The organism is Celeribacter baekdonensis, assembly GCF_900102315.1.
GTDB classification, from domain to species: domain Bacteria; phylum Pseudomonadota; class Alphaproteobacteria; order Rhodobacterales; family Rhodobacteraceae; genus Celeribacter; species Celeribacter baekdonensis.
In genome coordinates this window covers 1-13,711 of the sequence record NZ_FNBL01000004.1, presented here as the reverse complement: position 1 = coordinate 13,711, position 13,711 = coordinate 1, and the positions used below count along the sequence as shown (strand labels likewise).

The window sequence follows — 13,711 nt, the reverse complement described above, 5'->3', positions numbered from 1 at the left end:
AATTTTCATGAACCAGTTCGATCCTTACCAGTTTCTCACCGGCGGCAATATTGTCACCTTGGCCTTGGCGTTTTTCATTGTTTTGCTTGTTCTCAAAGGCGTGCGGATTGTCCCGCAGTCTGAGAAGTTTGTGGTCGAACGGTTCGGTCGTTTGCGCACTGTGCTTGGCCCGGGGATCAACTTTGTCATCCCGTTGATTGACATTGTGGCCCATAAAATTTCCATTCTTGAACGCCAACTTCCCAATGCGATGCAGGATGCGATCACCTCGGACAACGTGTTGGTCAAGGTCGAAACCTCGGTGTTTTACCGCATTACCGAACCTGAGCGGACCGTGTACCGGATTCGCGATGTGGATGCGGCGATCGCCACCACTGTGGCCGGGATCGTGCGCTCCGAGATCGGGAAAATGGAATTGGACGAGGTTCAATCGAACCGATCCTCATTGATTGCCACGATCAAAGCTTCGGTAGAAGAGGCGGTGAACGACTGGGGCATCGAGGTGACGCGGGCCGAAATTCTTGACGTGAACTTGGATGAGGCCACCCGCGCCGCGATGATGCAACAGCTCAACGCCGAGCGCGCCCGTCGTGCGACGGTGATGGAAGCCGAAGGTCAAAAACGCTCTGTCGAACTGGCCGCCGATGCGGCGCTCTATTCAGCCGAGCAAACCGCCAAAGCCCGCCGGGTTCAGGCCGATGCCGAAGCCTATGCCACGGGTGTTGTTGCCGAGGCGATTGCCAAAAACGGTCTGGAGGCCGCGCAATATCAGGTGGCTTTGAAACAGGTCGAAGCGCTGGTTTCCTTGGGCGAAGGCTCGGGCAAACAAACCATCGTGGTTCCGGCGGCGGCTTTGGAAGCCTTTGGCGACGCGTTCAAACTGTTCAAAGGCAAAGCGTGATGGACCAAGTCATCCTGTTTTTGGAATGGTGGGTCTGGGGCCTTGCGGCGATCATTCTCTTTGCGCTTGAGGTCATGGTCGCAGGCTTTGTGTTTTTGGGCTTTGCCGTGGGCGCGGCGATTGTTGCGCTCTTGCTGTTTCTGGGCTGGTTCGGGTCGAATCTTGCCGTTTTGGTCCTGATCTTTGCGGTGGTGTCGCTAATGGCTTGGTTTGCCATGCGCCAAATATTTGGCATTCGCAAAGGTCAGGTCAAAGTCTGGGACAAAGACATCAATGACGAGGTCTAAATCGGGTCTTGGCGCGGCATTTGTGGGGGCGAAACTCACGGTGCTGTCGCGGGGCCATGTTTTGACCTTATTGCGCGACGACACGCCCGCGATTTCCTATCCCAACATGTGGGATTTGCCGGGCGGTGGGCGCGAAGGCGCCGAGACGCCGCTGGACTGTGTGTTGCGCGAGACCCGCGAAGAATTTGGCCTTGTGGTTCCGCCCGCGCTTTTGACCTATCGGCGCTATTATCCCTATCCGGGGGGCACCGGAGGATGGCATTTCGGTGCGGTTTGGGACGATCTCACCGCAGATATGATCCGCTTTGGCGAGGAGGGGCAGGGGTGGCAATTTATGCCCGCCGCTCAGTTTGTGACCCATGAAAATGCCGTGCCCTTCCTTCAGGAGCGGACACGGCTGTTTTTGGATGTCTTGGCAACAGGTTAAAGCCTTTTGCATTTTTCCTGACTCAGGACATTTGGCAAAGGCCCGCGCGCCGTCGATGGTGCGGGCGTGTTACGAGAAGCTCTTGTTGGCTTTCCATGCGTCTTTGATTTCCGCCTGAATGCGCAGCGCGGCGTCGCGCGGATCGGGGTGTTGCCAGACCGGACGCCCAACGACGATGTGATCCGCCCCGTCCTTGATTGCGACCGCAGGCGTTGCCACCCGTTTTTGATCGCCAAGTTCGGCTCCCATCGGGCGCACGCCTGGGGTGACAATCAGTTTGCCACGGGCTTCGGGCAGGGCGCGGATCATTGCGGCCTCTTGCGGTGAGGCAATCACGCCATCGGCCCCGGCAAGAAAGGCGTTGCCCGCGCGCTCTTGGACAAGATCGCGAATGTCACCGGCTTTGATCAACGCACCGTCCAAATCCGCCCGATCCAAAGAGGTCAGCACCGTCACGGCAAGGATTTTCATGTCGGACCCAGACGCGCCCTCTTTGGCGGCTTTGACCACATAGGGATCGCCATGGACGGTGAGAAAATCCATGTCATGCTGCGCCACGCCGCGCACCGCGTTTTCCACAGTGGCACTGATGTCGAAGAATTTCATGTCCAAAAAGATGCGTTTGCCATGCTCTTGTTTGAGCTCATTGGCCAAGGCAAAGCCGCCACTCGTCAGCATGCCAAGACCGATTTTATAAAACGATACGGCATCCCCGATCTTGTCTGCCAAGGCGAGGCCTTGCACGACATTGGGGACATCAAGGGCAACGATCAGGCGGTCATCAGCGGTCATGGGAACATCCTCTTTCACAGGTTGCCCCTTCCTGCGCAGAACGCCCGCGTGGGTCAAGAGGCGGATGTGTGAAATGCGGTTTCGGGCGGGCGGAGTGCGGCGCAAAAATGTTTCAATTTGGCAACAGTCCCTCTTGCGGAGCCTGTGCGCGGACCCCATCTAAAGGTCAAGGTCCCACCCCAAGATGTGCCGTATTCGGGCATCGCGATTGAGGGGCGCTTACTGAAGGAGAGACAGTATGAATATGGAGAAATTCACCGAACGTGCCCGCGGGTTTATCCAAGCGGCACAGACCATTGCGATGCGCGAAAACCACCAACGTTTGGTGCCGGAGCATCTTTTGAAAGCCCTTATGGATGACGAAGAGGGCTTTGCGACCAATCTTATTTCAAACGCCGGCGGTGACCCGAAACTGGTCCTGTCTGCTGTCGACGCAGCCGTGGCCAAAAACGCCAAGGTCACCGGCGACGCGGGTCAGATTTATTTGGACCGCAGCATCGCCGAAGTCCTTGATGAGGCCGAGAAACTTGCCAAAAAGGCAGGCGACAGCTTTGTGCCCGTCGAGCGGCTTTTGACCGCGCTCACAATTGTGAAATCCAAGGCCAAGGATGCTTTGGAAGCGGGCGGTGTCGACGCCAAGAAACTGAACGCTGCGATCAATGACATCCGCAAAGGCCGCACGGCTGACAGTGCCTCGGCCGAAGAGGGCTATGACGCCCTGAACAAATATGCGCGCGATCTGACCGAAGCGGCGCGCGAAGGCAAGATTGACCCCATCATTGGCCGCGACGAAGAAATTCGCCGCTCGATGCAGGTGTTGTCACGCCGGACCAAAAACAACCCGGTTTTGATCGGGGAGCCGGGCGTGGGTAAAACCGCGATTGCCGAAGGGCTTGCGCTGCGCATCGTCAATGGCGATGTGCCGGAGAGTTTGAAAAACAAACGGCTTTTGGCGCTCGATATGGGGTCGCTCATTGCCGGTGCGAAATATCGCGGTGAATTTGAGGAGCGGTTGAAATCCATCCTCAAAGAGATTGAGGCCGCTGCGGGCGAAGTCATCCTCTTTATTGACGAGATGCACACGCTTGTGGGCGCGGGCAAATCGGACGGGGCGATGGATGCCGCGAACCTGATCAAACCGGCGCTGGCGCGGGGTGAGTTGCATTGTATCGGTGCGACGACCTTGGACGAGTACCGTAAATATGTGGAAAAAGACGCGGCCTTGGCGCGGCGGTTCCAACCCGTTGTGGTTGAAGAACCGACAGTCGAGGACACGATCTCCATCCTGCGTGGGATCAAAGAGAAATACGAACTTCACCATGGGGTGCGGATTTCAGATTCGGCCCTTGTTGCGGCGGCGACGCTCAGCCACCGTTATATCACGGATCGGTTTTTGCCGGACAAAGCCATCGACTTGGTCGATGAGGCCGCGTCGCGTCTGCGGATGGAAGTGGACAGCAAACCCGAAGAATTGGATGCGCTGGACCGCTCTATCCTTCAGCTTCAGATCGAAGCCGAGGCTTTGAAGAAAGAAGAGGATGCGGCCTCCAAGCGTCGGCTTGAGAAGCTCGAAGAAGAGCTGTCGGACCTGTTGGAGAAATCCGACTCGATGACGGCGAAATGGGAAGCCGAGCGGCAGAAATTGGAAGGCGCACGCGATCTGAAAGAGAAACTCGACCGGGCGCGAGCCGATTTGGAAATCGCCAAACGCGAGGGCAATCTGGCCAAGGCCGGTGAGCTGTCCTACGGCGTAATCCCGCAGCTTGAGAAAAAGCTGGTGGAGGCCGAAGCCGCAGAAGATCAGGATCTCATGGTCGAAGAGGCTGTGGGCCCAGAACAGATCGCCGGTGTGGTCGAACGCTGGACCGGGATCCCGACCTCCAAGATGTTGGAAGGCGAGCGCGATAAGCTGTTGCGGATGGAAGATGGCCTGCACAAACGGGTCATCGGTCAGGAAACCGCCGTTCATGCCGTTGCCAATGCGGTGCGGCGCGCACGGGCGGGTCTGAATGACGAAAACCGTCCGTTGGGATCGTTCCTCTTCCTCGGGCCAACGGGGGTCGGGAAAACCGAACTGACGAAAGCGGTGGCTGAGTTCCTGTTTGACGATGACAATGCGATGGTGCGTATCGACATGTCGGAGTTCATGGAGAAACACAGCGTCTCTCGCCTGATCGGTGCGCCTCCGGGCTATGTCGGTTACGACGAGGGCGGTGTTTTGACCGAGGCCGTGCGGCGCAGACCCTATCAGGTTGTGTTGTTCGATGAGGTCGAAAAGGCCCACCCGGATGTGTTCAACGTGCTGTTGCAGGTCTTGGACGATGGTATTCTGACCGATGGTCAGGGCCGGACCGTGGATTTCAAACAGACGCTGATCATCCTGACCTCGAACCTTGGGGCGCAGGCGCTGAGCCAATTGCCGGATGGGGCGGACAATGCGCAGGCCAAGCGCGATGTGATGGACGCGGTGCGGGCGCATTTCCGGCCAGAGTTCCTCAACCGTCTGGATGAGACGATCATCTTTGATCGTCTGGGACGCGAGGACATGGGTGGGATCGTTGAGATCCAGCTTGCATTGCTCGAAAAGCGTCTGGCGAAACGCAACATTGGTCTGGCGGTGGATGCTGGGGCGAAAGCTTGGTTGGCCAACGAAGGCTATGATCCGGTGTTTGGTGCGCGGCCTTTGAAACGGGTGATCCAACGCACGTTGCAGGACCCGCTGGCGGAACTGTTGCTGTCGGGCGATGTCGTGGATGGTGATACGCTTCCGGTCTCTGCCGGCTCTGGTGGGCTTTTGATCGGGGAAAAAACCGGGGCATCCCATCAGCCCAAACCGGATGATGCCGTGATTCACTGATCCGGCGCTTCATTGAAATCAAGAAAGGCGGCCTGTGCGGGCCGCCTTTTTCATGTCGTCTGTTATGGCTTGATGTAGCTGTAGCCCGCTTCTTGCAATTCGACCAAACGCGCGACGCCGGAGGGCACGACGACCGCCTCCTCTAGCACCTCAAGCGGCTTGTCCATTTTCTGGCTCATCGCGCGCAGGGTGTTTTCGCAGGCCGAAAATTGCACGTCGTTAAACTCAAGCGCCATGGTTTCGATCCGGTCCGCCACCGGGCTTTGATCCTTGAGAAACATCTGTAACCCCGGACCATAGGCGACGATTTCAAGAGTGACCGTGTCGCCGATGGAGTTGAAATAGGCGCGGGCGTTGCTGGCGTTGTTCAGCGCCATGTTCATCACGCGCATATCACTGTCGTCAACATGGATTGCGATTTTATGGGTGATCCCTTCGGCCATGGCGCCCCCTGCGCAAAACGTGATGGTCAGACAGGTGATGAGTGCTTTCCACATATAGGCCTCCCTTTTCTTTGTCGATCCTAGTCACATCCGTTGCCTCCTGTCACGCTGCAGTGCAGGATGTTTGGTCTGTGTGCTGACGCGGGAAAGTTTACGCTAACATGCGCTGAAAGGCGGTTGCGTTTCCGCGCCACTGTGGCAGGGTCCGGCCAACGCACAGCATCAGCTTACGAGGTTTTCTATGACGGTTTGGCATTGGACAATGGGGGCGCTTCAGGTGCTCGCGCTTATCTTTGTTCTGGCAATTGGGTTTATGGCGCTGGCGGCGCTGGCGCTTTATATCCTCGACAAGCGCCAGACACGGGACGCGATCCTGCGCAACTATCCGGTCATCGGCCACTTCCGGCATTTGTTTTCCTCTTTGGGCGAGTTCTTTCGGCAATATTTCTTTGCCATGGACCGTGAAGAGATGCCGTTCAACCGCGCCCAGCGGGATTGGATTTACCGCGCCTCCGATGGCAAGGGCAACACCGTGGCCTTTGGCTCAACGCGCAGCCTGTCGATCCCGGGCACACCGATTTTCATGAACGCGCCGTTTCCGCCGCTTGATGATCAATTCACCTCCACCGACCCGATGGTGATCGGCCCGCATTGCCGCGTGCCTTACACTGCCAAATCTATCTTTAACATTTCCGGCATGTCCTATGGCGCGATTTCCAAACCGGCTGTCCTGGCTCTTTCAAAAGGCGCAAAGGAAGCGGGCATTTGGTTGAACACCGGTGAGGGCGGCTTGTCGCCGTTTCACCTCGAAGGCGGGGCGGATCTTGTCTATCAAATCGGTACGGCGAAATACGGCATCCGTGATGATGCGGGCAATCTGGATGATGACAAGCTGCGCGCGATGGCGGCGCATGAAACCGTGCGGATGTTTGAGATCAAGCTGTCGCAGGGGGCAAAGCCGGGCAAGGGCGGAATTTTGCCCGCCGCCAAGATCACGCCCGAGATTGCGCAAATCCGTGGGTTGAAACCGGGCGAAGACGGCATTTCCCCGAACCGCCACCGTGAAGTGGATGATTTTGGCGATTTGCTTGATTTCATCGACCACATCCGTGAGGTCACCGGCAAGCCGGTTGGGTTTAAATTCGTCGTCGGCTCCTCGCGGCCTTGGGCGGAGTTCTTTGAGATGATCGTCGAGCGCGGGCCAGAGAGCGCGCCGGATTTCATCACCATTGACGGTGGCGAAGGCGGCACAGGCGCGGCGCCGATGCCGCTGATCGACCTTGTGGGGATGCCAATTAAAGAAGCGCTGATCCGCATTGTCGATCTGCGCGACAAATACGGGCTGCATGATCGCATTCGGATTGTGGCGGCGGGCAAGCTTGTGAATCCGGCGGATATTGCATGGGCGATTTGTGCGGGCGCGGATTTTGTCGCCTCGGCGCGCGGCTTTATGTTCTCGCTGGGCTGCATTCAGGCGCTCAAATGTAACAAGAACACCTGTCCCACCGGGATCACCACCCATGATCCGCATCTTCAGGGCGGGCTTGTGGTCAACGACAAATATAAGAAGGTCGCAGCCTACGCAAAGGCCTCGACCTATGAGCTTGAGATGATCGCCCATTCGGTCGGGGTGTTGGAGCCACGTCAAATGCGGCGGCGTCATGTGCGGATTGTTCAGGCCGATGGGACGTCCATTCCGCTGGACCGTATCGTGCCAAGTTTTGATGCCGAACGTTACAATACCCCAACGCAGTTGTGACATGAGTTTGTTTGGCGGTTGATGCGGGCCGGGCTACTCTTTCCTTAAGCCTATGGGAGAGACACATGTTCCTTAAGCCTATGGGAGAGACACATGTCCAAGACGCACAGCCTGCCTTATTCAACTGTTACACCGGAACAGACCTACCTCAACCGTCGCGCCCTTTTGGGCGGGATCACCGGGGCGGGGCTGTTGGCCGCCACGGGCGTGCGTGCGCAGGAGGTGCCGGAGTTTCAGATCAAAGGGTTCGACACCACAGAGACGCCGAACAGCTTTAAAGAGATCACCACCTACAACAACTTCTATGAGTTCGGCACGGGCAAGGAAGACCCTGCGCGCTATGCGGGTGCGCTGACCACCGATCCCTGGTCTGTCGAGATCGACGGGCTGGTGTCGCGTCCGGGCTCTTATGGGCTTGGTGACATTATGGCAAAGATGGACATCGACGAACGGGTCTATCGGTTCCGCTGTGTCGAGGCCTGGTCGATGGTGATCCCGTGGAACGGGTTTGAGCTGCGGCAGCTTCTCGAACTCGCGGGTGTCGAGCCCTCCGCCAAATATGTCCGCTTTGAAACGCTCTATCGCCCGGAAGAAATGCCGGGGCAAAAACGCGCCATTTTGGATTGGCCTTATGTCGAGGGTCTGCGCCTTGATGAGGCGATGCACCCTCTGACCATTATGGCCACCGGGCTATATGGTAAAACCCTTCCCAATCAAAATGGCGCACCGCTGCGTTTGGTGGTGCCATGGAAATACGGGTTCAAGTCGATCAAGTCCGTGGTGAAGATCACCTTGATGGAGACCCAGCCGGTCAACACATGGAAAGCGATCAATCATCGTGAGTACGGGTTCTTTTCCAACGTGAATCCTGAGGTGGATCACCCGCGCTGGTCCCAAGCCAGCGAACGCCGCATCGGTGGCGGTGTGTTTGCCCCGCGCATCGCGACAGTCAAGTTCAACGGTTACGAAGATCAGGTCGCCAGCCTCTATAAGGGCATGAACCTGAACAAAGAGTATTAAGCGTGAGAGACCAGATCAATCGACTTGCCCGCAAGATCCCGACCTGGCCTCTTTATATAGGGTCACTGATCCCACCTGCATGGTATTTCTATGCCGGGGTCACGGGTCGGATGGGCGTTGAACCGATCAAAGCGATGGAACATGCGATTGGCATTTTGGGCCTTCAGGTTCTGATCGCCTCTCTTTGTGTGACGCCCCTGCGCACATATGCGCGCATCAACCTGTTCAAATTCCGCCGCGCGCTCGGCCTGATCGCCTTCTTTTATATCGTACTGCATCTCTTGGTGTGGCTGCTTTTGGATGTGCGCATCCCGAGCCAGATCATCGCTGACCTCTATAAGCGCCCCTATATCACCATCGGCATGGCCGGTTTGCTGTTGCTGATCCCGCTGGCGATCACGTCCAACCGCTATTCCATCCGCAAGCTCGGCGCGAACTGGCGACGGCTGCATTGGCTGGTCTATCCGGCGGTGGCTTTGGGGGGCATCCATTTTGTCATTCTGCGCAAGGGATGGCAGCTTGAGCCGCTGCTGTATTTGACCGTGATCGGAGTTTTGCTTTTGATCCGGGTTCCGATAGCGCGGGTGATCCCATCGCGCGCGCGATCCACCTGATTCTAGGATTTGAGGGGGCGAGTCGTCAGACTCGTCCTTTTCTGGTGTGATTCACCTCCGATTCCAGAGGTGATTTGTGATGATTTGCGCCTCGAATACCAAATGTTGCGCGCGGCTCTGTGGATAACCCTATTCTGTTACGTCAGCGCCGGATGCGAACCGCCTCCAATGCCGGCTTAAATGAGTAACGACAAGAAATATGATGAAAAAATATGTTTATTAACAATGATTTATAACGTTTATTGGGAAATCTGTCATAAAACTGAAAAAAGGGGTTGCGGGTGTCGGGTAGTAACACTAAAACCCACTTCACCGGCAGCGACGCAGTCACTGACGGGGCGCTGGACGGGGCGGACGGAACGGGGTCGTGAGAGTGACTTAGGGAAGTTTGTTTTGGAAGGTTGACGATAACATTGAGGTTTGATCTGGGCGGGCGCGCTGAAGAGGTTTGGCGCACTGGTCTGGTTTTTGTCTCTGGCTCTTTGAAAATTTGGTTGAACGAAGAGATATGTGGGCGGTTTGGTCTTATCGACTGACGAAGCTCAGCATATCGCGCTCTTAGGGAATGGGTTTTACTCGCTACCGATTATAGAGTGTCAGCTTCACTGTTTGTCGGCTTTTTGTTAACTTTGTTAACTGAAGCACACAAACAGAAGTCCCTACTTTGCAAAAGGTAGGGCGATGTGCAGAGGTTCGAACGTCAAGGTTATGCAGTAATGCATTTCAACTTGAGAGTTTGATCCTGGCTCAGAACGAACGCTGGCGGCACGCCTAACACATGCAAGTCGAGCGGGATCTTCGGATCTAGCGGCGGACGGGTTAGTAACGCGTGGGAACGTACCCAGATCTACGGAATAGCCTCGGGAAACTGAGAGTAATACCGTATACGCCCTTCGGGGGAAAGATTTATCGGATTTGGATCGGCCCGCGTAAGATTAGATAGTTGGTGGGGTAATGGCCTACCAAGTCTACGATCTTTAGCTGGTTTGAGAGGATGATCAGCAACACTGGGACTGAGACACGGCCCAGACTCCTACGGGAGGCAGCAGTGGGGAATCTTAGACAATGGGCGCAAGCCTGATCTAGCGATGCCGCGTGAGTGATGAAGGCCTTAGGGTCGTAAAGCTCTTTCGCCTGTGAAGATAATGACGGTAGCAGGTAAAGAAACCCCGGCTAACTCCGTGCCAGCAGCCGCGGTAATACGGAGGGGGTTAGCGTTGTTCGGAATTACTGGGCGTAAAGCGCACGTAGGCGGACTAGTCAGTCAGAGGTGAAATCCCAGGGCTCAACCCTGGAACTGCCTTTGATACTGCTAGTCTTGAGTTCGAGAGAGGTAAGTGGAATTCCGAGTGTAGAGGTGAAATTCGTAGATATTCGGAGGAACACCAGTGGCGAAGGCGGCTTACTGGCTCGATACTGACGCTGAGGTGCGAAAGTGTGGGGAGCAAACAGGATTAGATACCCTGGTAGTCCACACCGTAAACGATGAATGCCAGACGTCGGGTAGCATGCTATTCGGTGTCACACCTAACGGATTAAGCATTCCGCCTGGGGAGTACGGTCGCAAGATTAAAACTCAAAGGAATTGACGGGGGCCCGCACAAGCGGTGGAGCATGTGGTTTAATTCGAAGCAACGCGCAGAACCTTACCAACCCTTGACATCCTGATCGCGGATCGTAGAGATACTTTCCTTCAGTTCGGCTGGATCAGTGACAGGTGCTGCATGGCTGTCGTCAGCTCGTGTCGTGAGATGTTCGGTTAAGTCCGGCAACGAGCGCAACCCACATCCTTAGTTACCAGCGGTTTGGCCGGGGACTCTAGGGAAACTGCCCGTGATAAGCGGGAGGAAGGTGTGGATGACGTCAAGTCCTCATGGCCCTTACGGGTTGGGCTACACACGTGCTACAATGGCAGTGACAATGGGTTAATCCCAAAAAGCTGTCTCAGTTCGGATTGGGGTCTGCAACTCGGCCCCATGAAGTCGGAATCGCTAGTAATCGCGTAACAGCATGACGCGGTGAATACGTTCCCGGGCCTTGTACACACCGCCCGTCACACCATGGGAGTTGGGTCTACCCGACGGCCGTGCGCCAACCTTTCGAGGAGGCAGCGGACCACGGTAGGCTCAGCGACTGGGGTGAAGTCGTAACAAGGTAGCCGTAGGGGAACCTGCGGCTGGATCACCTCCTTTCTAAGGATGTATCTAGTTAGAAGAACTTGTTCTTCTCGTGATACACTTAGCAGCTACATGTCCTTACTTAGCCGAATAGGCGGTGGGACAGTAAAATGTAGCATAAGATCAACGTAATAGTTGATCAAACTCGGACCAGGCCGTCCTCATATCTCTTCGTAACACTAGAATTTACAGGCCACTACCGGTCTGTCTTGGGTCGGTAGCTCAGGTGGTTAGAGCGCACGCCTGATAAGCGTGAGGTCGGAGGTTCAAGTCCTCCTCGACCCACCATCACTTTGTGATAACGGGGCCTTAGCTCAGCTGGGAGAGCATCTGCTTTGCAAGCAGAGGGTCATCGGTTCGATCCCGATAGGCTCCACCATCACTCTGCACTTTCTGAAAGAAAGTGTCAGTCACGAGAATGGCCATAGTTCGACCTTAGCAGTCTGAATGTATCAGCAAGCACTTTTAGAGTGTTTGCTCGTCCATTTGGACAGCGGTGACTTCGCAAGAAGTTGCCAATTGACATCGTATAGAGAGATTAAAATGCAACACTGTTGATCACCACGCGTAAGTGGATGATCTCAGATGGACTTGCACCTTCGGGTGCAAGAGGCGTTTTAAAGATTGTTTCCTCGATCTTTAATGACGTATCCCTTCTGAAATCGCAGTGTTGTCCAAGTCAAAATACACTAACCGGTTCAAGATCGCACGGTCTTGAACCAAGACGCATCCGCTTCATACGGTGGATGTGATCTATGTCAGACCTCAGAGGTCTGGCGGGAAAATGTATGCTTTTGGTTTGGAAAGCGCGCCGTCACATCTTACCAGCTTGTGTCGGCCTGCAAGATGGCGTGATCCTTCGGGATCACAGTTTTGCTCTTTCTGGATCAAATCAAGCGCGAAAAGGGCGTTTGGTGAATGCCTAGGCAGTAAGAGGCGATGAAGGACGTGATACTCTGCGATAAGTCATGGGGAGCTGAGAATAGGCTTTGATCCATGAATTTCCGAATGGGGGAACCCACCTGACAGTTTGATATAATTGCCTGACCACTTTCGAGTGAGACGGCAGCTTATATCCGGCTGAACCAGGTACTTATAGACTGAATACATAGGTTTATAAGAGCAAACCCGGGGAACTGAAACATCTAAGTACCCGGAGGAAAGGACATCAATAGAGACTTCCCTAGTAGCGGCGAGCGAACGGGAACCAGCCGAGCCTGATAAGTGACTAGAACATGTTGGAAACCATGGCCATAGCGGGTGACAGCCCCGTATAGGAAGCTTTGAGGGACGTATTAAGTAGGGCGGAACACGTGAAATTCTGTCTGAAGATCGGGGGACCACCCCCGAAGGCTAAGTACTCCTTACTGACCGATAGTGAACCAGTACCGTGAGGGAAAGGTGAAAAGCACCCCGACGAGGGGAGTGAAACAGTTTCTGAAACCGGACGCCTACAAGCAGTCGGAGGGGCCTTGAGCCCTGACGGCGTACCTTTTGTATAATGGGTCATCGACTTGGTCTCACGAGCAAGCTTAAGCCGTTAGGTGTAGGCGCAGCGAAAGCGAGTCTTAATAGGGCGCATGAGTTCGTGGGATCAGACCCGAAACCGAGTGATCTAGGCATGACCAGGATGAAGGTAAGGTAACACTTACTGGAGGTCCGAACCCACACCTGTTGAAAAAGGTCGGGATGAGTTGTGCCTAGGGGTGAAAGGCCAATCAAACTCGGAGATAGCTGGTTCTCTGCGAAATCTATTTAGGTAGAGCGTCATCCGAATACCCCGGGGGGTAGAGCACTGGATGGGTAATGGGGCCCCACAGGCTTACTGATCCTAACCAAACTCCGAATACCCGGGAGTACTAGATGGCAGACACACAGCGGATGCTAACGTCCGTTGTGAAGAGGGAAACAACCCTGACCTCCAGCTAAGGCCCCTAATTCATGGCTAAGTGGGAAAGCAGGTGGGACGACCAAAACAACCAGGAGGTTGGCTTAGAAGCAGCCATCCTTTAAAGATAGCGTAACAGCTCACTGGTCTAGATAAGTTGTCCTGCGGCGAAGATGTAACGGGGCTCAAGCCATGAGCCGAAGCTGAGGATGCCGTAAGGCATGGTAGCAGAGCGTAGTGTGACATAGTCTCATGTGTCTTTCGATCCTTCGGGATCATTGGACACAAGAGGCTTTCTGTGAAGCGGGCGCGTGAGCGATCCCGTGGAGAGATCACTAGTGAGAATGATGACATGAGTAGCGACAAACAGGGTGAGAGACCCTGTCGCCGAAAGTCCAAGGGTTCCTGCTTAAAGCTAATCTGAGCAGGGTGAGCCGACCCCTAAGGCGAGGCCGAAAGGCGTAGTCGATGGGAACCAGGTTAATATTCCTGGGCCAGTAAGAAGTGACGGATCTCGAGGGTAGTTCATCCTTATCGGATTGAATG

At 55.3% G+C, this 13,711-nt stretch carries 9 protein-coding genes, 2 tRNA genes and 2 rRNA genes; 11 read left to right on the top strand and 2 right to left on the bottom strand.

Going from position 1 to position 13,711, the window contains the following annotated elements:
- Positions 1 to 7: 7 nt before the first annotated feature.
- From BLT54_RS08570 to BLT54_RS08560, 3 genes are read left to right on the top strand one after another with little or no spacing between them, the layout of a single operon-like run.
- Positions 8 to 901: an SPFH domain-containing protein gene (locus tag BLT54_RS08570; protein ID WP_074644423.1), complete on the top strand. Its 894-nt coding sequence runs from the start codon at positions 8 to 10 to the stop codon at positions 899 to 901.
- On the top strand, positions 901 to 1,188 hold the full coding sequence (locus BLT54_RS08565) for an NfeD family protein (RefSeq protein ID WP_074643639.1): 288 nt from the start codon (positions 901 to 903) through the stop codon (positions 1,186 to 1,188). Before BLT54_RS08570 ends, BLT54_RS08565 begins: the two co-directional genes overlap by 1 nt.
- On the top strand, positions 1,175 to 1,615 hold the full coding sequence (locus tag BLT54_RS08560) for an NUDIX hydrolase (RefSeq protein ID WP_074643636.1): 441 nt from the start codon (positions 1,175 to 1,177) through the stop codon (positions 1,613 to 1,615). Before BLT54_RS08565 ends, BLT54_RS08560 begins: the two co-directional genes overlap by 14 nt.
- A 69-nt stretch (positions 1,616 to 1,684) precedes the next feature.
- Here BLT54_RS08560 and pyrF read toward each other — a convergent pair whose 3' ends face one another.
- Positions 1,685 to 2,407 (bottom strand): orotidine-5'-phosphate decarboxylase, encoded by a 723-nt coding sequence (gene pyrF / locus BLT54_RS08555; RefSeq protein WP_074643632.1) that lies wholly within the window; start codon positions 2,405 to 2,407, stop codon positions 1,685 to 1,687.
- Between the two features lie 238 nt (positions 2,408 to 2,645).
- On the opposite strand from pyrF, the gene clpB reads away from it, so the two are divergent.
- Positions 2,646 to 5,264: an ATP-dependent chaperone ClpB gene (gene clpB, locus BLT54_RS08550; RefSeq protein ID WP_074643629.1), complete on the top strand. Its 2,619-nt coding sequence runs from the start codon at positions 2,646 to 2,648 to the stop codon at positions 5,262 to 5,264.
- 62 nt (positions 5,265 to 5,326) lie between these two features.
- Here clpB and BLT54_RS08545 read toward each other — a convergent pair whose 3' ends face one another.
- Positions 5,327 to 5,761, bottom strand: a complete 435-nt coding sequence (locus BLT54_RS08545; protein WP_074643627.1) for a DsrE family protein — start codon at positions 5,759 to 5,761, stop codon at positions 5,327 to 5,329.
- A 187-nt stretch (positions 5,762 to 5,948) separates the two neighbouring features.
- On the opposite strand from BLT54_RS08545, the gene BLT54_RS08540 reads away from it, so the two are divergent.
- From BLT54_RS08540 to BLT54_RS08510, 7 genes are all read left to right on the top strand, one after another.
- Positions 5,949 to 7,466: an FMN-binding glutamate synthase family protein gene (locus BLT54_RS08540; RefSeq protein ID WP_083351765.1), complete on the top strand. Its 1,518-nt coding sequence runs from the start codon at positions 5,949 to 5,951 to the stop codon at positions 7,464 to 7,466.
- A 93-nt stretch (positions 7,467 to 7,559) separates the two neighbouring features.
- Positions 7,560 to 8,486 carry a protein-methionine-sulfoxide reductase catalytic subunit MsrP gene (gene msrP, locus BLT54_RS08535; RefSeq protein ID WP_074643624.1) on the top strand — a complete coding sequence of 309 codons (927 nt, stop codon included), beginning with the start codon at positions 7,560 to 7,562 and terminating at the stop codon, positions 8,484 to 8,486.
- A 2-nt stretch (positions 8,487 to 8,488) separates the two neighbouring features.
- Entirely contained in the window at positions 8,489 to 9,100 is a 612-nt protein-coding gene (gene msrQ, locus BLT54_RS08530; RefSeq protein WP_074643621.1) for a protein-methionine-sulfoxide reductase heme-binding subunit MsrQ, read from the top strand.
- A gap of 724 nt (positions 9,101 to 9,824) precedes the next feature.
- Positions 9,825 to 11,292 (top strand): 16S ribosomal RNA (locus BLT54_RS08525).
- 196 nt (positions 11,293 to 11,488) lie between these two features.
- A tRNA-Ile gene (locus BLT54_RS08520) sits at positions 11,489 to 11,565 on the top strand.
- A gap of 15 nt (positions 11,566 to 11,580) precedes the next feature.
- Positions 11,581 to 11,656, top strand: a tRNA-Ala gene (locus BLT54_RS08515).
- Between the two features lie 511 nt (positions 11,657 to 12,167).
- Positions 12,168 to 13,711, top strand: a 23S ribosomal RNA gene (locus BLT54_RS08510); the annotation flags it as partial.

Coding starts and splice junctions, on each gene's coding strand:
- BLT54_RS08570 (WP_074644423.1), top strand. CDS start 8: ATGAACCAGTTCGATCCTTACCAGTTTCTCACCGGCGGCAATATTGTC.
- BLT54_RS08565 (WP_074643639.1), top strand. CDS start 901: ATGGACCAAGTCATCCTGTTTTTGGAATGGTGGGTCTGGGGCCTTGCG.
- BLT54_RS08560 (WP_074643636.1), top strand. CDS start 1,175: ATGACGAGGTCTAAATCGGGTCTTGGCGCGGCATTTGTGGGGGCGAAA.
- pyrF (WP_074643632.1), bottom strand. CDS start 2,407: ATGACCGCTGATGACCGCCTGATCGTTGCCCTTGATGTCCCCAATGTC.
- clpB (WP_074643629.1), top strand. CDS start 2,646: ATGAATATGGAGAAATTCACCGAACGTGCCCGCGGGTTTATCCAAGCG.
- BLT54_RS08545 (WP_074643627.1), bottom strand. CDS start 5,761: ATGTGGAAAGCACTCATCACCTGTCTGACCATCACGTTTTGCGCAGGG.
- BLT54_RS08540 (WP_083351765.1), top strand. CDS start 5,949: ATGACGGTTTGGCATTGGACAATGGGGGCGCTTCAGGTGCTCGCGCTT.
- msrP (WP_074643624.1), top strand. CDS start 7,560: ATGTCCAAGACGCACAGCCTGCCTTATTCAACTGTTACACCGGAACAG.